This is a genomic window from Polyangium sp. 6x1, assembly GCF_029946515.1.
Taxonomy (GTDB): Bacteria; Myxococcota_A; Polyangia; order Polyangiales; family Polyangiaceae; genus Polyangium.
In genome coordinates this window covers 227,168-247,085 of sequence record NZ_JARZHH010000004.1, presented here as the reverse complement: position 1 = coordinate 247,085, position 19,918 = coordinate 227,168, and the positions used below count along the sequence as shown (strand labels likewise).

The following is a 19,918-nucleotide window of genomic DNA, read 5'->3' as shown; positions in this document are numbered from 1 at the left end:
GCGGAATGTCACAGCTTGGGGCGAGGTGCTAGGGTTCGTCGCCGCCATGACCGATACGCCGCGTCCGCCCGTCCTCGTCGCCGCCGCCGTCCTCGTCGAGGAGGGGCGCGTCCTGCTCACCCAGCGCAAGCGCGGCACGCACCTCGCCGGCGCCTGGGAGTTCCCCGGCGGCAAGGTCGAGCCCGACGAGGATCCGCGCGCGGCCCTCGTCCGCGAGCTGCGCGAGGAGATCGGCATGGAGGTCTCGGTCGGCGATCCCGTCGAGGTGACGTTCCACCGATACCCGGAAAAATCCGTGCTGCTCCTGTTCTTTGCGGTGACGCGCGCGGCGGGCTCGCCCGATCCGCGTCCGCTCGACGTCGCGGACGTGAAGTGGGCCGGGCCGGGCGACCTGAAGGACGAGCTCTTTCCCCCGGCGGACGTCGCGATCTTGTCGAAGGTGCGGACCCTGCTCGCGCCTCGCACGTAATCGGCGCACACGCGCGGCCCGAAGAGCGGTATCCTGCGCCCGGCCTCGCCCGTTCGCTGCGAGGGCCATGGAGTCAGGTCGCATGGAAGGATCCGGGCAAGGAGCGCCGCGCGAGGCATCCGTGGTGGTCGTCGGCGCGGGGCTCAGCGGCCTCGTGGCGGCGCGGCGGCTCGCGGCCGCGGGCGTCTCGGTCGTGGTGCTGGAGGCGCGGGACCGCGTCGGCGGCCGGACCTTGAGCCACACGACGGCGCGAGGCGACCGCGTGGACCTCGGCGCGCAATGGATCGGCCCCACGCAGGACCGAATGGCGAAGCTCGTCTCGGAGCTCGGGCTTTCGACGTTCAAGCAATGGCGCGACGGCAAGAAGGTGCTGTCGCTCGGCGGGACGCTGACGACGTACAAGACCTCGATCCCGAGCCTGTCGCTCATCGGCGCCGTCGACCTCGGGATCACGATCCAGCGCATCGAGACGCTCGTGAAGGAGGTGCCGATCGAGGATCCGCTCTCCGCGGCGAAGGCATTCGAATGGGACGGGACCACGGTCGAGGCGTGGAAACGCAAGAACGTGAAGACGCGCGGCGCCAAAGCAATGCTCGACACGGCCGTGCGGGCGGTCTTCGCGGCGGAGCCGTCCGAGCTGTCGCTCCTGTTTTTCCTGTATTACCTGCGCCAGGGCGGTGGGTTCATGCGCTTGACGGAAATCGAGAATGGCGCGCAGGAGACGCGGCTCGCGGAGGGTTTTCAGGAGGTCTCGAAGCGGCTCGCGCGCGGGCTCGGCGAGGAGCGGGTGGTCCTCGGCGCGCCCGTGCGGCGCATCGCGCAGGACGCGGGGGGCGTGACCGTGACCTCGGACGCGGGCGCGTGGCGGTGCAAGCAGGTGATCGTGGCGGTCCCGCCGACGCTCGCGGGGCGCATCGATTACGAGCCGGCGCTGCCCGCGGGCCGAGATCAGCTCACGCAGCGGTCGCCGATGGGCAGCGTGATCAAATGCGTCGCGACGTACACGTCGCCGTTCTGGCGGCAAGCCGGATACTCGGGAGAAGCGCTCTCCGACGTCGGCGCCGTAAAACTCGTCTTCGACGATTCTCCCGAGGACGGCTCGCACGGCGCGCTCGTCGGGTTCTTCATGGGCAAGGACGCGCGCGCCATGAGCGGAAAGAATCCCGAGGAACGGAAAAAAGCCGCCGTCGATTCCTTCACGCGTTTCTTCGGCCCGAGCGCGTCCGCTCCGATCGATTACGTCGATCAGGACTGGCCCGCCGAGCGATGGTCGCGCGGCTGTTATTCGATGGTCCTCGGCCCAGGCGTGCTCACCGCGCACGCCGCGGCGCTGCGCGCGCCCGTGGGCCGCGTGCACTGGGCCGGGACGGAGACGGCGCGCGTGTGGACGGGCTACATGGAAGGCGCCGTCGAAGCCGGCGAACGCGCTTCCGACGAGGTGCTCGCCGCCCTCGGTTGAGCGTGGTTCTCCGAATTCAGCGCCTCCGCATGGGCTCGGGCTCGCGCGCGGTCCCGTCGGGCGCCGCGACGAAATAAAGCAACCCGCGCCGCGGATCGTGAAGGCCCGCCGCACGCTCGACGAACGGCGTCAGCGGCGAGACCACGACGAGCCGGAGCATGCGCCGCGCCTCGGCTTCGAGCAGCGCGTCGTCGAGCGTCTTGCGCGGGACGTCCGAGAGCGCCCCGCGCAGAATCGGCAGCGGCACGCCGGGTGCATTGCGATACGCGCCGTAGAGACGCCCCATCGCCGCGAGGATGGAGGAAATCACGTCCGGGTCGGGTGCCTTCCCACGCGCAGCGAGCAATCGTTGCGCATGAAGGAGGACATCGCCGAGTTCGCGAATTTCCATCTTCCGGAGAATTTCGTTCATCTCGTCGAGGGGCGTCCGGAGCTTCCGGCTCGACGGTCCCGAGCGCGGCTCCGCGGAGAGCGCGTGCACCACGCCGGCCGGCTCGGGCGGAATCGAGAAATAATCCGGCGCCATGGGGCGCATCGCGGATCGAGGCCCATACCGTTCGGACACGGGCGGCGCCGTCTCGCTCGATGCGGCCGTCACCGTGCCCAGGCGCAACGTCCGGAGCGGCGAACGCGTCTTCGTCCCTGCCTCGTTGTTCATCGGTCCTCTTCGTCAAGCAATGAGCAATGGCCCGACGCCCATTCTTTCGATGCTCGGCCCGCCAAACTCGACCGCAGCCATGACGCCAAAAGTCGAGCTCGCCCGGAGGCCGTCCCCGTCGGACTTCGCGCTATGGCCCAGCCTTCACCGAAGAGGCGGCGAGGGCGCGTGATCGCTCGTCGCGCCTTCGCTTCAACTGTTCCCCTGCAAGCAAAGGCAAGAGCGCGAATCCCCCCGGGGCCACGATCGCCACCACCCAGAGAACGATGCGGAGCCAGGGCGCCATGAACGGGTGTCCATTGCAGCGGCCGTGCCACGCAGGGTGTCGCCGTCGTGCACGACGCTACGCACCGCCGGAGGAGGATCGCGCCCCGTCCTCGTCCTCGGCGAGAGACCGCTCGACGGCCGCGCGCGCCTCGGCGCTGTCCGCGCGGGGCAGCCGGATCCGAAAACGCGCGCCCCCGAGCGGCGAGCCCGTGGCCTCGATGGTCCCGCCATGATCGACGACGATCTTCTTCACGATGGTGAGCCCGAGGCCCGTCCCGTCGCGCTTCGTCGTCACATAAGGATCGAAGAGCACGTCGCGCACCTCGGCCGAAATGCCCGGCCCGTCGTCGTCCACGTCGACGACGTACGAGCCGCCCACGGGCCGCGCCGAGACCACGACCCGGCCCCAGCTCCCCTCGCCCTTTCCAGCGCGCTTGCGCGCGTCCCGGAGCGCCTGTGCCGCATTCTGCACGACGTTCGTGAGCACACGGTGGAGCATTTCCCGATCGAGGACCGCGGGCATCGAGTCGTCGGACACTTCGAAGCGCAGATCGATCTTCGAAAGGAGCGCCTCCTCGCCTTCGGCCCTCCCGCCCTCCGTCCGGGCCGAGAAATGGTCGCGCTGCTCGCGCAGGAAGGAACCGAGGTCGACCGGCGCGAGGTCCGCCCGCGGCAGCCGCGCGAAGCTCGAGAACTCGCCGACGAGCCGGCGGAGCGTGCCGACCTCCTCCTCGACGACCTCCAGCGTGGTCTGCACGATGCGCCGGTAATCGGGGTCGTCACCGGCATACCGGCGATGGCACTCCTGCACGGCGAGCTGGATCGGCGTGAGCGGATTCTTGATTTCGTGCGCCAGGTGCCGCGCCATCTTCTGCCACTCGCCCATGCGCCGCAAAAACTCGATGCGCGCGCGGCTCTCGTCGAGCTCCTCCAGCATTCGATTGAACGCCCGCCCGAGGTCGCCGACCTCGTCGTCCCCCGTCACGGAGACCCGCACCGTCAGATCACCCGCCGCCACGGGCCGCGTCGCCGCCGCGAGCTCGGCGATCCGCCGCGTCACCGGCCGCGCGACGACGATCCCGGTGAGCGCCGCGAGCAAGATCAAGAGCCCGAACAGGAGGCCGAACGCGCGCGTGTACGTCCGATCGACGTACTCCTCGCGGTGATGTCGTTCGAGCTGATGATATGCTTGAACAAACTCCTGCGCGGACTCCATCTCGGCGAACCGCGCGTTTGGCGCGGCGAACGTGGCGACGAGGAAGGGGCCGTCGTCCTCGGAGGCCTCGCCGAGCGGCCTGCGCACGAGCAGCGTGCGCTCGGCGGCCGGATCCACGGGTTTGTCCCTTTCGTGTTTGCCGAGAACGCTCCCGGACGCATCCTCGATCTTCAGCGAGACGAGCGAGGGATGCGCCGCGAATTCCCGCGCGAGCTCGGCGGAGACCCGCTCCCCTTCCCCTTCCTTCGCGACGCGCGAGAGCTCCGGCCGCATCGCAATGGCGTCGGCCTCGTATCGCATGCCTTGCTTGATGGTCTTCGCGAGGTCCGCATAGACCCCGAGCGCGCGGTCGAGGTGCGCGCCAAACTCCGGCTGAAACGCGGTCGCGCTGACGCGCGAGACCATGGCCCGCGCCATGAGCAGCGCGGCGACGAGCGGGATGACGGCGGTCACGAGCACCGCGAGGACGACGCGGCGCTCGATCTTTCGTGTCTTGATGAGGGGGGCTGGGCGAGGAGGGTTCGGCGGGCCGGACACGGACGCGATACTAGTTCGCTCCGTCCTCGATGGCGCGCTCGACGGCGGCGTGCACCGGAGAAACGTCCGTCGCGGGCTTCGTGACGTCGAAGCTCACCGGCGGCACCACGCCGCGCGGCAGCCACGTCTCCTGCTCGTGGCGCGACGAATCGGGCTTGCGCGCCGGCAGGATGCGGCCGTCGGGCTGGAACCGCTCGAGCTCCTCCGTCACGCGCCGCAGATACGACTGCTTGATGTGGAACGGCATGAACGCGCTCTTGAACCCCGAGACGAGGATCGTCTTGATGTCCCGGAGCGACATGCCCATCTTCGTGTGGCAAAGCCAAAGCTCGTTCGACACCGTCGTATCCGTCACGAGCCGGTTGTCCGTGTTCACCGTGACGCGGAGCCCGAGGTTGTAATAGAGCTTCAGCGGGTGCGACGCGAGATCACGCACCGCGCCGGTCTGCACGTTCGACGACGGGCAGGCCTCGAGCGGGATGCGGTGGTCGTTCACGTAATGCAGGAGGTCGCCGTTCTCGCGCAGGCGGCAGCCGTGGCCGATGCGATGCGCGCCGCAGACGTGGATCGCCTGCGCGATCGACTCGGGGCCGTACGCCTCGCCCGCGTGGATCGTGCAGTTGATGTTGTTGTCGCGGACGAGCTGGAAGGCGGCCTTGTGGTGCTTGGCGGGGTTGTCGTACTCGGCGCCGGCGAGGTCGAAGCCGACGACGCCGCGGTTCTTGTAGGCCACCGCGAGCTCGGCCATCTCCAGCGAGGAGTGCGGCGAGATGTTGCGGATGCCGCACACGATGACCGCGCTCTCGATGCCGAGGTTGTCGTGGGCGGCGCGCAGGCCCGCGAGCACCGCCTCGACGACGCTCGTGAGCTTGAGCCCGAGCCGCGTGTGGAGCATCGGCGCGTAACGAACCTCCATGTAACGGACGTTCTCGCGCGCCGCGTCCTCGGCGAGCTCGTAGGCGACACGGAAGAGCGCGTCCTCGGTCTGAAGGACGCGCAGCGTGACGTCGAATGCCTTCAGGTACTCGACGAGCGAGCCCGTGTTTTGCCCGAGCCGCATCGCGCGCCGAAGCTCGGCCGGGTCGTACGACGGCATCTCGATGCCGTGCTTTTTCGCGAGGTCAATGATGGTCTCGAGCCGCAGCGAGCCGTCGAGATGGACGTGAAGATCCGTCTTCGGAAGCTGCTGGAAGAACTCGAGCGGCAGCGTACCTACGCCGCCCGTCGCTGTATCGGTCTCCATGGTGAACTCTTACACGGACGGCGCCTCGAGGGGAGGCCGATCCGCCCGGCCGGGCGAGGGTCACGCGGAGGGCGAGCGCTCCTTGTCCGGCGCATCTCCGTCCAGGTCGCCCACCGGCGTCATCAGCGTCACGAGCGCCGCGAGCAAAAACGCCACGCCGAGCACGACGAACATGCTCCAGAGCGGCAGCGAAGGGCGCGCGCCTCCGAGCTCCTGCGTCATGGCCATGTCGACGCGCTCGGGGTTGTACCCGAGCACCACACGCTTGCCGACGAACGTGAACGGTAACCCTCGACCCCCGAGCTCCTCGAAGAGCTTTTTGTCGCGCTCGAGCTCGGCCATCGTCTCCGGCGCCTTCATGCAGCTCGCGAGGGCATCGACGTCGAGGCCCGCCTTCGGCGCGACGAGCGCGGGGAGTTTTTCGCGCGTGAGTTGCTCGGGCTCGGCCGTGTAGAGCTGATCCGCGACGGTCTCGCGCTTCGGCGCGGGCGTGCAGAGGTAGGCGAGCGCCGCGGGCTCCGCGCCCGGGTGGCCCGAGAGCGGCATCATCTTGCGCACGAGCTTCACGCGGTCGCCGTACTGCTCTGCGACGCCGTGCAGCACGGGGTGCATCCGCCGGCAGAAGGGGCACTCGAAGTCGGTGAATCCGACGATCGTGATCTTGCCCGGCGTGCCCTCGGCCTGGACGGCCGCGGGAAGCGGCGGCTCGACGGGATACCGGCCCCAGATGAAGGGCACGAGCACGGCGAGCATCGCGGCCGCGACCCAGGAGCCCACGACGGACCTGCGTTGCGGCAAGAGGACGCTGCCCTCGTTTTTCCACGCGCGGAGCGCGACCCACACCGAGGCACACGCGATGACGATCGCGGAGAGATCGACCGCGACGCACCACGCGCAGAACGCGCCGATCTCGGTCTTTTGCAGCCAGAGGAGGAAGGCCGCGAAGAGGCCCCCGGGCACGGCGAGCGAGGCGACGAGCACGTGCTGGGATTTGCGGCGGGCGACGAGGGTGAGCCCGAAGAGGAGCGCGTAGGCGGCGAGCCCGAGGCTCGGCAGCGGGGCGAGGCCGAAGAGGCGCGACCAGGGGGACATGCGCACCGCGAAGCAGCCCGACGTCACGCCGCAGAACGCGGGATCGCCCGCGTTCGTGTACTCGACGACGAGCGCGGCAGAAGCGGCGATCGCGACGAGCAGGGGCAAACGGAGCAAGAGGACCGGGAGCGTGCGCATCGGCTCATGTTTCGCACAAGCGCCGTCCTTTCGCAGCCGGCTTGGTTCGGGACATGCTAGGAAACCGCCCAACGCGTGCCCCAAAACGCGAACAGGCGGGGTTCGGGGCGTAGCTCGGCTTGTCCGAGCGTAGCCCCAAGCGTTGAAAGGAATGTCCGGGCTCCGGGCACAACGACCATGACGTCGATCGGCCGCGTAACCATCGCCGAGGTGCTCGCCGAGCACAGTCGCCCGCTGCACATCCACGAGATCGCCAGCCGGCTCGGGCTCACGGAGGGCGCCTACGAGCCGCTCCGCCGCGTGCTCGACGATCTCTGCTGGGACGGAAGCGTCGTCGCCTTGCCAGGCCAACGGTTCCGCCTCGCGCGTGCTCGCGAGGAGCGGCGCACGAACAAGGAGTACGAGGGTTCGCTGAACGTGAACCCGCGCGGCTTCGGGTTCGTCACGGTGCTCGACCTGCCCGACGACGTCTTCGTGCCGCAAGAGGCGATGGCCGGCGCGCTGCACGGCGACACGGTGGCGATCCGCGTGGTGACGACGTCACGCCGGGGCATCGAGGGCGCGGTGGCGCGCGTCGTGAAACGCAAGACGACGCGCGTCGCGGGCGTCCTGCGCAAGCGCGGGCGGAGCGCGTGGATCGAGCCCGACGACTCGCGGCTGCGTGGCCCGATCGTCCTGAAATCCGAGCCTCGCATGAAGCTCGAAGACGGCCTCGCCGCGGTCGCCACGATCACGCGGTTCCCCGAGATGCCCGACGAGAACCCGGAGGGCGTGCTCGAAGCCGTGCTCGGCGTGCCCGGCGATCCGAACGTGGAAGTCGCCAAGGTGCTCGTGCGCGAGGCGATCGAGGAAGCGCATCCTGCGGAGGCGATCGCGGAAGCCGAAGCGTACGGCGACGAGGTGCCGCACGAGGCGCTCGCCGGCCGCGAGGATCTGACGCACCTGCCGCTGCCGACGATCGATCCGGAGGACGCGCGTGATCACGACGACGCGGTCTGGGTCGTGCGGAACGAGGACGGCTCGTACCGGGCGTGGATCGCGATCGCCGACGTGTCGCATTACGTGCGGCCCGGGACGGCGCTCGACGAGAGCGCGATGACGCGCGGCAACTCGATCTACCTGCCCGATCGGGCGATCCCGATGCTACCGCGCGCGCTCTCCTCGAACCTGTGCTCGCTCCTGCCGAACGTCACGCGCCTCTGCTTGTGCGTGGAGGTCGATCTCGACGCGACGGGCGCCGTGACGGGCGCGCGCATCTTCGAAGGCTTCATGCGCTCACGCGCGGCGCTCACGTATCCGGCCGTGGCGCGCGCTCTCGGGCTCGCAAAGCACGCGGTGGCGAACCCCGACGCGGAGGCGATGCGCGACGACCTCGCCGTGATGTGGGAGCTCTCGCGGCAGCTCCGCGCGCGGCGCATGCGGCGCGGCGCGCTCGACTTCGATTTGCCCGAGGCGAAGGTCGTGCTCGACGTGGAGACGGGCGCGCCGCTCGACGTGGAGAAGCGCGCCCACGATCCGGGCGTGAAGAAGGCGTACGAGCTCATCGAGGAGCTCATGCTGCTCGCGAACGAGACGGTCGCGCGAGAGATCGTGACGCGGATGACGCCGGGGATCTTCCGCGTCCACGCGCCGCCGAACCCCGAGCGGCTCGAGCGATTCATCACGATGTGCGAGACGCTCGACGTGGGCTTCGAGCTCGAAGACGCCTCGGATCCGAAGAAGCTCTCGACGTTCCTGAAGCGCATCGCGAACCACCCGCAGAAGCAAGTGCTGCACTCGCTCTTGCTCCGCGCGATGAAGCAAGCGGTGTACGACGTGAACAACGGAGGCCACTTCGGCCTCGCGTCGACCGCGTACCTGCACTTCACCTCGCCGATCCGTCGCTACCCGGACCTCGTCGTGCACCGCATGGTGCGCGCGCTGCTGCGCAAAGAGCGCATCGACACGAGCCCCGAGGCCGAGGAGAAACTACGCCTCGCCGCGACGACGGCGTCCGACTGCGAGCGCCGCGGGATGGACATCGAGCGCGAGGTCGTCGATCTCTATCGGGCGCTCTACATGCGCTCGCACATCGGCGAGATCTTCGAGGGCACGGTGACGGCCGTCGTGGGCACGGGCCTCTTCGTGGCGATCGACAATCCGTTCGTGGACGTGCTCGTGCGCCTCGATGCCCTCGGCCCCGACGGCTACGAGGTCGACGAGACCGGCCTTTACGTGACGGGCGTGCGCAGCGGCGAGCAGATCAAGCTCGGCGACACGATGCTCGTGCAAATCGAGGACGTCGCCGTGCTGCGCCGCTCGATCTACGGCAGGCGCGTGATCGCGGTGGACGAAGAGGGCGTGCCCGAGGAGAGGCGGCGCAAGGTCCGTCGCAAAGCGTCCACGATGGGCCCGGACAAACGTGCTGGAGGTCAGGCGGCGAAGGTGTCGACGAAAGGTCGCGCCACGCGCGGGGGCACGGACGGATCAAAAAAGACCAAGACGAAAAAGGTCGTGAAGAAGACGAAGAAGACGCGGCACTAGCCGGCGCGGGTATCCTCGCTTGAGGCTCGATAGAGCGGCGTGAGGCCGCCGCGCTCCGCGTACGGCTGCACATAACGAAGCAGCACGTTCGCGCTCGGCAGGAAGCGGTGATAACGCTTCTCCGGGATCACGAGCGCGTCGCCCGGGGCGACCCAGATCCGCATCCAGCGCTCGTCGGCCGCGCGGACGTCATACACGCCCTCGCCTTCGAGAAAGAGCCGCACCTCGGCGATCAGGTGCAAATGCTCGTCGATCTCGCGGGCAATCGTCGCCTCGTCGCGCGGGTTCGCCACGCTGAGCCGGACGTCGTCGTGCTTGGTGAAACCACGGTCGGCGCGAATGCGATCGAGGAGCGGCTGCATCGACCGCGGATCAAATGCCTCGGTGATGATCCCCTCGGCCCGGAGCTCCTCGGGGCTGCAAACCCGCTCACTCGGGCTCATCCAAACCGCTCGCATCAAAACCTCCGTTCCGTACGGTCTCTCTCGATTTTGATCCCGCCCGGACGGAGGCGCGGCGTCAAGGACCTAACGCCGGATCAACCAGAAGAAGCCGACGACGCTGAGGACGAGCACAAAGGCCCCAAAGACGAACACCAGACCATCGGTGAGGCTCCAACCAGACTCGGGAGCCGGCGTGGCCGCTCGCTGAGGCCGAAGCGGGCGCGAGGCGTCGTCCTCCACGGGCGTCGGCTCCGGCGCAGCCGTCGTGGAGGGCGTCTCGTCCTCGGCGACGGGCGGCGGGGGCGCGTCCTCGGGGCGCATCGGCTCGTCCGCGCACCGCGACAGCTCCGCCAGCGCTTCGGCCGCGGGATACTCGAACACCAGCGTGTTGCGGCCCATGGCGAGGGTTTGTCCGCTACGCCAGGCGACGTCGGTCGGGCCGAGCGCCGCGCCTTCGAGCAGCGCGGCCTTCGAGCCGAGGTCCCGCACGAGCAGGTGCTCGCCCTTGAGGCCGATCTCCACGTGCCGGAACGCGGTCTCCGGATCGTCGAGCGGGAGGTCCACCTCGCGCGCGCGTCCGAGCACGTAACGCCTCGCCGCGTCGGTGAGCGCGAGCGTCTTGCCTTCGTCGGGCCCCGACACGACGACGAGCTTTGGACCTGCGTCCTCGCCCTGCGTGGCGAGCCCACGCGTGACGAGGTCGAGCGCGAGGGCTTTGGTCGTCGCGGGTGTCGCGCGCGCGGTCGCGAGCGGATCGATCTTCACTTCGAGCCACACGCGGCCGAGGCGAAAGAGCTCTCCGGATCGGAGGACGCGCGGCGATTGCGGCGGCAAGAGCACGGAGCCGAGGGCCGTGCCGTTCGTGCTGCCTTCGTCGATGATCACGTACTCGTGGCCGCGCTGGCGGATCGAGGCGTGACGGAGGCTGACGCTGGGGTCGGGGAGGCGGAGATCGGAGCCTTCGCCGCGGCCGATGAACACGCGCGGCATGTCGAAGGTGAGCGAGAGCTCGTCGCCCGTTGCCTCCGCCCGCACCGTGATCGTGAGTGCCATGAAACCTCGGGCGAACGCGCGGCGAGATGCTTCGCCGCGCGCGCCTTCAGGCGCCGATGCTCCGGCGCACGCGCTCCACGGCGTTGCCGAGCTGGCGCATCGTCTGCTCCTGGATACGCGCCGCCTCCTCGATCTTCTTGGAGGCGTCGAGCAGCTGTTCGAAGCCGCGGTTCTGGTTGCGCTGCGACGCGTTCAGGTTGTTCACCATCGCGGAGATCTGCTCGATCGAGCTCGTCATCTGCCGGCCGCCGCGGGCCTGCTCCTGGCTCGAGCGCTCCACGTGTTGCGTGATCGTGCGCATCTTCTCGGCGCTCTTCATGATGAGCTCCGAGCCACGCGCCTGCTCGGCCGTGGCCGCGGCGATCTGCTGCACGGTCTCGGCGATGCGGCCGATCGCGTCGGTGACCTGCTTCGAGCCCTTGGCCTGCTCGACCGTGGCGCGCGCGATGGCGCGCACCATGTTCGTGCTCTTCTGCGAGCTGTCGAGAATCTTCTTCAGCGCGCGCTCGGCTTCGTTCGAGACCTCGACGCCGCGGTCGACGTTGTGCGCGCCGCGCTCGACGGCGGCGATCGCGTTCTTCGACTCGGCCTGGATCGTCTTGATGAGGTCCGCGATCTCCTTCGTGCTGCCGCCCGCGCGATCGGCGAGCTCTTTGATCTCGTCGGCGACGACGGCGAAGCCTTTGCCGTGCTCGCCGGCCTGGGCGGAGAGGATTGCGGCGTTCAGCGCGAGCAGGTTCGTCTGCTCGGCGACGTCGTCGATGACCGCGAGGATCTGGCCGATCGCCTCGATGCGGAAGCCGAGGTTCGAGATGACGCTCACGGCCTCCTGGCTCGACTCCTTGATGCGGTAGATCTCGCTGATCGTCTTCAGGATCGCCTCGGCGCCCTTCTCGGCGTCCATGGCGACCTCCTCGGACAGACGCGCCGTCTCGTTCGCGTTCGACTGAACCTGATCGATGGACACGTCCATCTGGTTCATCGAGGAGCTCGTCTCTTCCGCGGTCAGCGAGAGGCCGTCGACGTTCTTCGCGACCTCGCGGATCGAGTAGGCCATCTCCTCGATCGAGGAGACCGTCTCGCGCACACTCGCCGCGAGCTCACCGACGTTCTCGGCGACCTCGTCGCTCGTCGCCGTCATCTCCAGGATGCTCGAAGAGGACTCCTCTGCGCTCGTCGCGAGCATCTCGATCGACTGCGAGAAGGTCGACAGCGAGGCGTTGATGTCGCGCGCGTGCGCCGTCGCCTGCTCGGCCGAGGTGAGCACGGTGCCGAGGCCGTCGCCGAGCCGGGGCAGGTACTCGTCGATGACGCCGAGCGCCTCGCCGAGCTCCGCGCGCCGCTTCTGCTCGCGTTGCTCCGAGCCGCTGAGGCGCTCGCCGATCGACGCGAGCTCCATGTAGATCCGCGCGACCTCGGGCTTCGCGCCCACGGGCGCGCGGACACGCTCGCCCTCGCCGGCGCGCTGCACGGCGTTGACGATCTCGCCTTCGAGGATCTGCATCGCCTCGGCGAGCTCGGCGCGGCGCTTCTGCTCGCGCTGCTCGGCCTGCGTGAGGCGCTCGCCGATCGAGGAGAGCTCCATGAAGATGCGGGCCACCTCCGGCTTCGCGCCGGGCGGCGGACGGACACGCTCGCCCTCGGCGACGCGCTGGACCGCATCGATGACGTCGGCCTCGACGTTCGCGAGCGTCTCGGCGAGCTCACCCTTGCGCTGGGCCTCGCGTTGCTCCGCGGTCTGCGCGCGCTGCTCGGCGCCGGCGAGCCCTTGTTCGGCGACGATCGCGCGCTGCTCGGCGCCCGAGATCCGCGCCTCGAGCGACTGGAGCCGCTGCTCGGCGCTGCCTGCGCGTTGCTCGGCGGCGCTCGCGCGCTCCTCGGCGAGCTGGACCTTCTTGTCCGCGTCCTTCGTCGCGTCGCGGACCACCTCGGCGACGCCCGAAAGCTCCGCGTAGATGCGCGCCATGTCGGGCTTCGTGCCTGCCGGCGCGCGCACGCGCTCGCCGGAGGAGGCGCGACCGAGGGCGTCGATCACCTCGTCGACGTTCACGCTGCTCGTGCCTGCGTTCTGCTCGAGCTTCGCGACTTCTTCGTTGAGGTCCGCGGTCTTCTTCGAGAGCCGCTGGATCTCCTCGTAGACGTCCGCGAGCTCGCCCGTCACGCCTTCGGGCAACGCTGGCTTCTTGCCGCGGGCCGCGGCTTTCAGCGCGTCGACGAGCCCGCCGAGCTTGACGTTCGCGCCCTGGGACGCGCTTGCGATGAACATCGCGACCGCGGCGCTGAGGCCTATCAGGTAGAAGAGCTCGGACGTGAAGTCCTTGAGGAAGGACTTGGATCCGATGCCGAAGAGGACGGCGGCGACGAGGACGACGGCGGGGGGGCCGAGCTGCCTTGAGTTCATGGTCTGACGCGGCTTGCGGGTGGCGCGCGTCGGGCGACGCTCCGGCCGAGGGGCAGGCGCGAGCCGACACGCGAACGCTCGCCGAGGTTAAGAGCGCCAGGGCCTCGGGTGCAAGGAGAGGGATCATTTCCTCGCGATCGAGGCCTAGGACCCGCCCGGCTGCGCGGCCCCCTCGGCCCCCGTCCGCCGAGATTCCCCCTCCCCCGCGGCCTTTCTCGGGGGCGAGCTGTAGTCCGGCGACGTCCCGAAGGGCTTGTCGTAGCCCCGATGATGCGGAGCTCTGCGGGTAGGAACACCGTCGTTCGAGCCGACGAACGTGCCGCACCCCACAAGCATCCCCGAAAGAACCAGCAAGCCGACGAATCCCCTCATGGAAGAGCCTCCATGCGCTGATGTTCGGAACCCCGAACAGCGTGGACGACGGCGGGCCGGGCCACCCTACGACACCGGCGGAGAATTTTTCAGTGGCGCGGGCGGCGCGCCTCATCGAGGGACGTTGCGGCGCGGAGGCGCGCGTGCGCCTATGATGCGGGCCCTTCGAGGCTTCTTCGCCCGTGACCCTCGCTGCCCGGTTGCTCCTCGCCTTCGGCCTCGTCGCCATCTTTGCCGCGGCGCTCGTGGGTCTGTCGCTGCGCGACGCCTCGCGTCAGATCATCGAGAGCGACTTCGAGGACCGGATCGAGGCCGCCGCGGTGGGCGTTCGTCGCGAGCTCGCGCGGGAGGCGCGCGCGCTCGAAGGCCTGCTCGGTCCGCTCTGCGCGCACGATACGTTCGTGGACAAAGCGCACCTCTTGCTCGAAAAGGCGCGCGGCGACGAGGCCGCGATCGAGTCGGGCGCGCGCATCTCGATGCGACACTTCGTCCCCGATCAGGCGCGCGCGCTCGGGCTCGACGACCTCGTGCTCGTCACCGACAAGGGCTTGATCCTGGCCGCCTCGGACGTCGCGCTCACGGGCACGAAGGCCCCCGAGCTCGCGAAGCTCTTGCGATCGCCGACGGGCGGCGCGCCGCGGCTGCGGCCCGATCCGAAGGGCGGCGAGGCTTCCCTCGAAGTGCACTGCGCGCGCTCGGGCGGCGGCGTCGAGGTCGGCCTCGTCGGCGCGCGCCGCGTCGGCAAGATCCTCGAGCGCATCGGCGCCTCGCACGGCGTCGAGCTCCGCGTCGAGGGGCCCGATCGCGCGAAGATGGCAGGCAGCGCGGTCGTCCGGCCGATCGACGTCGCCGAGGTCCCGGGCCTGCGCGTCGTGGCGATCGCCACGCGCGACAAGCTCCACGCCGCGCTCGCGAAGCTCGATCGCGCGATGCTCTTCGCCGGCTCGGTCGCGCTCGTGCTCGGCCTCGCCATCGCGTTTGTCCTCGCGCGGAGCCTCTCGCGCCCGCTCGTCGAGCTCGCCCGCGAGACGCGCGAGGTCGTGGCCGGCGCGCCGCGCACGGTGAAGGGGCGCGGCGGCCGCGAGCTCTCCGATCTCGCCGACGCGTGGAACCGCACGATCGCCGAGCTCGCCGCGATCCGCAGGCGCCTCGCCGCGACGGAGAGGATCGCCGCGCAGCGCGAGGTCGCGCGGCAGATCGCGCACGAGATCAAGAACCCGCTCGCCCCGATCCGCGCCGCCGTCGAGACGCTTCGAAGGCTCCGCGCCCGTGAAGATCCCGCCTTCGACGAGTACTTCGAGGAGGCGACGGTCACGGTGCTGCAAGAGGTCCACCGGATCGCGAACATCGTCACCGAGTTCACGCGCTTCGCGCGCCTCCCGCCGCCGAACCCCGAGCCGCTCGATCTCGTCTCCGTGGCGAAGGGCGTGGTCACGCTGCACGTCTCGGCGGGCGAAGGCGTCGAGCGCACGGGCACGCGTCGGGTCGAGCTCTCGTCCGAGCCGATCCCGAAGGTGATGGCCGATCGCGATCAGATGGTGCAGGTGCTGACGAACCTGATCCAGAACGGCCTCGACGCAGCGAGCGCCGTGCGTCCCGACCCGCGTGTGCTCGTGACGCTCGGGCCGCTGCCGGACAACAAGGTCCGCATCGTCGTGCGCGACAACGGCCCGGGCGTACCTGCCGAGATGGTGCCGCGGCTGTTCGAGGCGTACGCGACGACCAAGGAGAAAGGCACCGGCCTCGGCCTGGCGATCGTCCAGCGCATCGTGTTCGAGCACGGCGGAGAAATCGCGTATCGCGAGGCGAAGAAGGGCGGCGCGGTGTTCGAATTCTGGCTGCCCGTGTCCGGCCCGCCCCTGCTCGACAAACCGCCGGCCGTCGACACCACGCTCCGCGGGCCGGACAAAGGCGCCTAGAACCCGGACAAAGCCCCAACGATTCCCCCCGAGGCGCGATCGCTTCGTCCTCTCGCAGAGCGCCGAGCGGTTCGGCGCTCGAGGGGCCTCTGCGCTGGCGAGCGTCGATCGCCTCTGGCATGGTCCGGCCATGCGAAGTTCGACGGCACGCGTTGCGTTCGCCCTCTCGCTCGTGGCTCTCTCGTCGCTCGCGCCGGGTTGCGGCGGCGCGCCTCCGAAACAGCCGCGCACGTCGCGCCCGAAGCCCACGCTCCGTCCCTCGGCAAACCCCAAGCCCGCCGCCACGGTCGCGGGCCCGGCGCTCTTGCCCTCGTACGTCATCGCGCGGCTCGACAGCGAGAACGCGGCGCCGTACGTCGCGCGGCGCGGCGAGGACATGCTCGTCTTCTACGACGCGCGCGGCCGGCTCTACACGCGCCTCTGCGGTCCGGAAGGGAAGCCCAGGACGGCCGAGCCCATCGACGTCGGTCCCGCCGCGGCCGAGATGCCCGTCGCCACGGTCGAGGCCGTGGGCGATGGCTACCTCGCGGCGTGGGTCGAGGGCATCAAGAACAACGCCGCGGTGAAGGTCCTGTCCCTCGACGCGACGGGGGCCGCGCGCGGCGCGCCCATCACGCTCGCGCAGTCGGCCGACGAGGTGAGCTGGGTCCAGATCGTCCCGGGCCCGACCTCGGCGCTCGTCGTCTGGGAGATGCCTCGCGACGATCACTTCGACGTTCTGGCGGCGCCGGTGACGCCAGGAAAAACCCCTTCCCCCGCGGTCACGCTCGCGCACGAGGTCCTCGGCTGGGATCTCGTCGCGACCGAGCGCGGCGCCGCGATCGTCACCGTGGTCGCGCCCGCGGGCGGCGCGCAAAACGAGACCAAACAAGGCTGGGTCGGCCGCGTGCTCTACGCCGACGTCGATCTCGCGGGGAAGGTCTCGACGCCCGTCGTCGTGAACCCGGAGGCGACGGCGCAGACCGACATCGTCGCGGGCCGCGCGGGCGGGCGCACGCTCATCGGCTGGACCGACGTGCGCAACATCGACTCCAGCGTGTACATCGCCGCGGTCGAGCCCGGCGGCACCATCGTCACGCCCCCGAAGCGCGCGACCGTGCCCATCGGCGAACAAGCCCTCGTCTCGATCGTCTCGGGCGCGGGCGCGGGCAAACGCGCCCTGCTCGCGTGGGAAGATCTCCTGCGATCGCCGCGCGAAGGGCGCCTCATCCGCCTCGCGACGATGGATGCCGACGGCAAGCTCGGCGCCGAGCGCGCGACGCTCGTCTTCAGCGCGAACGGCCCGCCCGACATCACCGCCGACGGCGACGGCTTCGCCGCGCTCACGCTCGCGCCCATGTCGAACGGCGCGGGCCCTCTGCCCAAGGACGCGCCGATCTGGCCCACGTTCGTGCGCTTCGGCCCCGACCTCCAGGTCCGCGCCGCGGAGCCCGTGCGCGCCGAGGCCTTCGCGACCACCGAGGGCATCCCCTACCTCACGCGAAGTTTGTCCTGCCAGGCAGGCGCTTGCACCACGCTCGCGGCGAGCGAGGGCTCGCCCGCGACGCTCGCGGCGGTCGGCTTGCCCGTGCGGCAGAGCCCTTGGCGCGCGCCGGCCTCGCGGGATCCCGAGGAGACCCCGCCGCGCCCGCTCAGCGTCACGGCCCTCTACGACGGCGAGCACCTCGCCCGCGTGGCCGCGACCGAGCGCCCCTCCGGCGGCGCGCTCGCCGCGTGGGTCACCTACTACCTCGAAGGCTCTGGCGACCGCGACGGCGGCAAACCTGCGCGCAAAGACGAGCAGCTCGCCACGGTGGGCGTGCGCCCCGTCTCCGCGGCCGGCGTTCCCGGAAAAACCCAGATCCTCTCCCGCCGCGCGCTCTCGATCGGCGGCGTCGCGATCGCCTCCGCGCCGGGCGGCAAGACCGAGGAGAGCGCGCTCGTCTGGGCCTCGCGAGACAAGAACGAGGCCCAGGTCCAGATCGCCAAGCTCGGGCCCGAGGGCGAAAAGATCGCGCAAAAGCCGCTCACGACGATCGCGCGCAAGCCGAGCAAGGACGGCGTCCCGAGCGAGGTCTCGGATGTCGCCGTCGCGTACGCGCCTCCCTCCGATCCGGGCAAGAGCACCGACGACGGCTTCATCGTCGCGTGGGTCGACACGCGCGACGGCAACGCCGAGGTCTACGCCGCGCGCGTCGATCGCACGCTGCGCAAGGTCGTCCAGGACCGACGCATCACCGAGGCGCCCGGCGACTCGACCGAGGTGCAGATCGCGGTGCGCGGCAAGGAGACGTTCCTCGTGTGGTCCGACGCGCGGAGCAACCCCGACGAGGGCGCCGGCGACATCCACGTCGTCCGCCTCGACACGCGCACGCTCCAGAAGGTCGGCCCCGAGACGCGCCTCTACGCGTCTCCCGCGCACTCGCGCTCGCCCTCGGTGACGCTCGCCGGCGATCGTGTGATCGTCACCTGGATCGAGGAAGCCGCCTCCGACAAGGGCGAGGAATCGGCGGCGAGCGCGCGCATCGCGATCCTCGACGAACGCGGCGCCCTGGCCGGCCCCCTGCGCACGGTCCATGGCGAGGAGCAGAGCGCCGTCACCTCCGTCGCCCTCGCGTGCGGCCCCTCGAAGTGCCGCGGTGTCCTCACGTCCGCGCGCCTCGAGGGCATGTTCCTCGACGCGTTCGAGCTCTCGCCCGGCGCGCCCCCCGGGCCGCTCAAGGCCCTCGCCACGCTCACGGGTGGCGCCAACGCGGACGTCTCTCCCTCGTTCGCCGGTCGCGAGGGCACCTCGCTCTTCTTTGGCGACGACGCCATCGGCGGCACCGGCCGCGTCCGGTTCATGACGATCGGCTGGCCCTAGCTCCCGACGATCGTTCGACTACCAATCATCCGAGCGCTGCCGCGGCGCGCCTCGCAGCTCGGCGAGCGCGTCCTCCATCGACAGGAGCACCTGCTCCGCCTCGTCCACGTTGTTCGGCCAGTGCGGGCTGAACCGCAGGACGCCGTCCGGGATCGCCGTGCTGATCCCGCGGCCGAGCAGCGCGCGGTGGAGCGCCACCACGTCGATGTCCTTTGGCGGCAGCACCGCGAGGATCCCGCTCCGCCGGCTCGCCTCGGCCGCGCGTAGGCTCGTAAAACCTCGCTCCACGAGGCCCGCCTCCACCGCGTCGCCCCAGCGCACCACGTGCGCGTGGATCGTCTCCACGCCGAGCTCGGCCACGAGGTCCACGGCGGCTTCGAGCCCCACGAGCCCGATCGCGTTGATGCATCCGACCTCGAACACGTCCGCGCGCTTCTTGAGCGGCCGGTCGTACCGCATGTGCCCCGGCCCTTCGATCAGGAAGCGCACCGCGTCCTCGTGGCTCAACCATCCGGCGACGTGTGGTCGCAGCGCCTCCACGCGCTCCTTCCGCACGTAGAGCATCCCCGTCCCTTCGGGGCCCATCAGCCACTTGTGCCCGCCCGAGGCCCAGTAATCGATCTCGAGCGCGCGCACGTCCACCGGCACCGCGCCCGTCGCCTGGATCCCGTCGACGAAGAGCTCCGCCCCGTGCGCGTGGCAGAGCCGCGCCATCTCCCCGAGCGGCATCCGCAGCCCCGACCGGAACTGCACAGCGCTCACCGCCACGAGCCGCGCGCCCTTCGCGAGCTCCTCCGCCAGCCGACCGAGCCCTCGCTCGTCGCTCTCCTGGAAATCCGACAGCGGCAGGAACACCGGCGTGACGTCGAACAGCTCCGCCGCGCGCATCCACGGCGTCACGTTCGCCGGGAACTCCCCGTCGAACAGGATCACCCGATCGCCGCGCTTCCACGGAAACGACAGCGCGATCGCCGTCACGCCCGCCGACGTGTTCGGCACGAACGCGATCTCCTCGGCCGACGCGCCCACGAGCCGCGCGAGCTTCTCGCGCAGCTGTCCCCTTTGTGCCCCGTAGGTCCCGAAGGCCTGCGCCCCGCGCCGCCCCCAGTCCGCGATCGCGTTTTGCATCGCGCGGCGCACGGGCCAGGACGGCGGCGAGATCGCCGCGTGGTTGCAATAGACGAGCGGCTCGAGATCCGGGAAATGCTCCCGATCGCCGAGCTTTGCCGTGAATTTGACGTCGTCGCCGCGGCCCATGGGCCGAAAGGATGCCCCTCCCCAAGGCC

General features: G+C 70.2%; 13 protein-coding genes. 5 read left to right on the top strand and 8 right to left on the bottom strand.

What is annotated here, in order from left to right:
- The first annotated feature begins 46 nt into the window (after positions 1-46).
- Both QHF85_RS07235 and QHF85_RS07230 read left to right on the top strand, forming a co-directional pair.
- Positions 47-469: a (deoxy)nucleoside triphosphate pyrophosphohydrolase gene (locus QHF85_RS07235; RefSeq protein WP_281326330.1), complete on the top strand. Its 423-nt coding sequence runs from the start codon at positions 47-49 to the stop codon at positions 467-469.
- 67 nt (positions 470-536) lie between these two features.
- Entirely contained in the window at positions 537-1,928 is a 1,392-nt protein-coding gene (locus QHF85_RS07230) for a flavin monoamine oxidase family protein (protein ID WP_281326329.1), read from the top strand.
- 16 nt (positions 1,929-1,944) lie between these two features.
- Here the strand turns inward: QHF85_RS07230 and QHF85_RS07225 are convergent, their stop codons facing one another.
- The 4 genes from QHF85_RS07225 to QHF85_RS07210 all read right to left on the bottom strand — a co-directional run bounded on the left by QHF85_RS07225 (position 1,945) and on the right by QHF85_RS07210 (position 7,079).
- Positions 1,945-2,586, bottom strand: a complete 642-nt coding sequence (locus tag QHF85_RS07225) for a hypothetical protein (protein ID WP_281326328.1) — start codon at positions 2,584-2,586, stop codon at positions 1,945-1,947.
- A 343-nt stretch (positions 2,587-2,929) separates the two neighbouring features.
- Positions 2,930-4,606 carry an ATP-binding protein gene (locus tag QHF85_RS07220; RefSeq protein ID WP_281326327.1) on the bottom strand — a complete coding sequence of 559 codons (1,677 nt, stop codon included), beginning with the start codon at positions 4,604-4,606 and terminating at the stop codon, positions 2,930-2,932.
- Between the two features lie 10 nt (positions 4,607-4,616).
- Entirely contained in the window at positions 4,617-5,849 is a 1,233-nt protein-coding gene (add, locus tag QHF85_RS07215; RefSeq protein WP_281326326.1) for an adenosine deaminase, read from the bottom strand.
- A gap of 60 nt (positions 5,850-5,909) precedes the next feature.
- Complete coding sequence (locus QHF85_RS07210; RefSeq protein WP_281326325.1) at positions 5,910-7,079, bottom strand: vitamin K epoxide reductase family protein; 1,170 nt, start codon at positions 7,077-7,079, stop codon at positions 5,910-5,912.
- A gap of 177 nt (positions 7,080-7,256) precedes the next feature.
- On the opposite strand from QHF85_RS07210, the gene rnr reads away from it, so the two are divergent.
- Positions 7,257-9,602, top strand: coding sequence for a ribonuclease R (rnr, locus tag QHF85_RS07205; protein WP_281326324.1), 2,346 nt, complete (start codon positions 7,257-7,259; stop codon positions 9,600-9,602).
- On the opposite strand, the gene QHF85_RS07200 is transcribed toward rnr, so the two are convergent.
- From QHF85_RS07200 to QHF85_RS07190, 3 genes are all read right to left on the bottom strand, one after another.
- Positions 9,599-10,060: a hypothetical protein gene (locus QHF85_RS07200; RefSeq protein WP_281326323.1), complete on the bottom strand. Its 462-nt coding sequence runs from the start codon at positions 10,058-10,060 to the stop codon at positions 9,599-9,601. The genes rnr and QHF85_RS07200 overlap by 4 nt on opposite strands.
- A gap of 69 nt (positions 10,061-10,129) precedes the next feature.
- Positions 10,130-11,098 carry an FHA domain-containing protein gene (locus QHF85_RS07195; RefSeq protein WP_281326322.1) on the bottom strand — a complete coding sequence of 323 codons (969 nt, stop codon included), beginning with the start codon at positions 11,096-11,098 and terminating at the stop codon, positions 10,130-10,132.
- Between the two features lie 46 nt (positions 11,099-11,144).
- The gene (locus QHF85_RS07190; protein ID WP_281326321.1) at positions 11,145-13,499 is read right to left on the bottom strand and encodes a methyl-accepting chemotaxis protein; all 2,355 of its coding nucleotides are present in this window, start codon (positions 13,497-13,499) and stop codon (positions 11,145-11,147) included.
- A gap of 554 nt (positions 13,500-14,053) precedes the next feature.
- Here QHF85_RS07190 and QHF85_RS07185 point away from each other — a divergent pair.
- On the top strand, positions 14,054-15,790 hold the full coding sequence (locus tag QHF85_RS07185; RefSeq protein ID WP_281326320.1) for an ATP-binding protein: 1,737 nt from the start codon (positions 14,054-14,056) through the stop codon (positions 15,788-15,790).
- Positions 15,791-15,920: 130 nt separating this feature from the next.
- A complete protein-coding gene (locus tag QHF85_RS07180) occupies positions 15,921-18,632 on the top strand; it encodes a hypothetical protein (protein ID WP_281326319.1) in 2,712 nt (903 codons plus the stop codon).
- Between the two features lie 18 nt (positions 18,633-18,650).
- Here the strand turns inward: QHF85_RS07180 and QHF85_RS07175 are convergent, their stop codons facing one another.
- On the bottom strand, positions 18,651-19,889 hold the full coding sequence (locus QHF85_RS07175; protein ID WP_281326318.1) for an aminotransferase class V-fold PLP-dependent enzyme: 1,239 nt from the start codon (positions 19,887-19,889) through the stop codon (positions 18,651-18,653).
- Positions 19,890-19,918 lie beyond the last annotated feature (29 nt).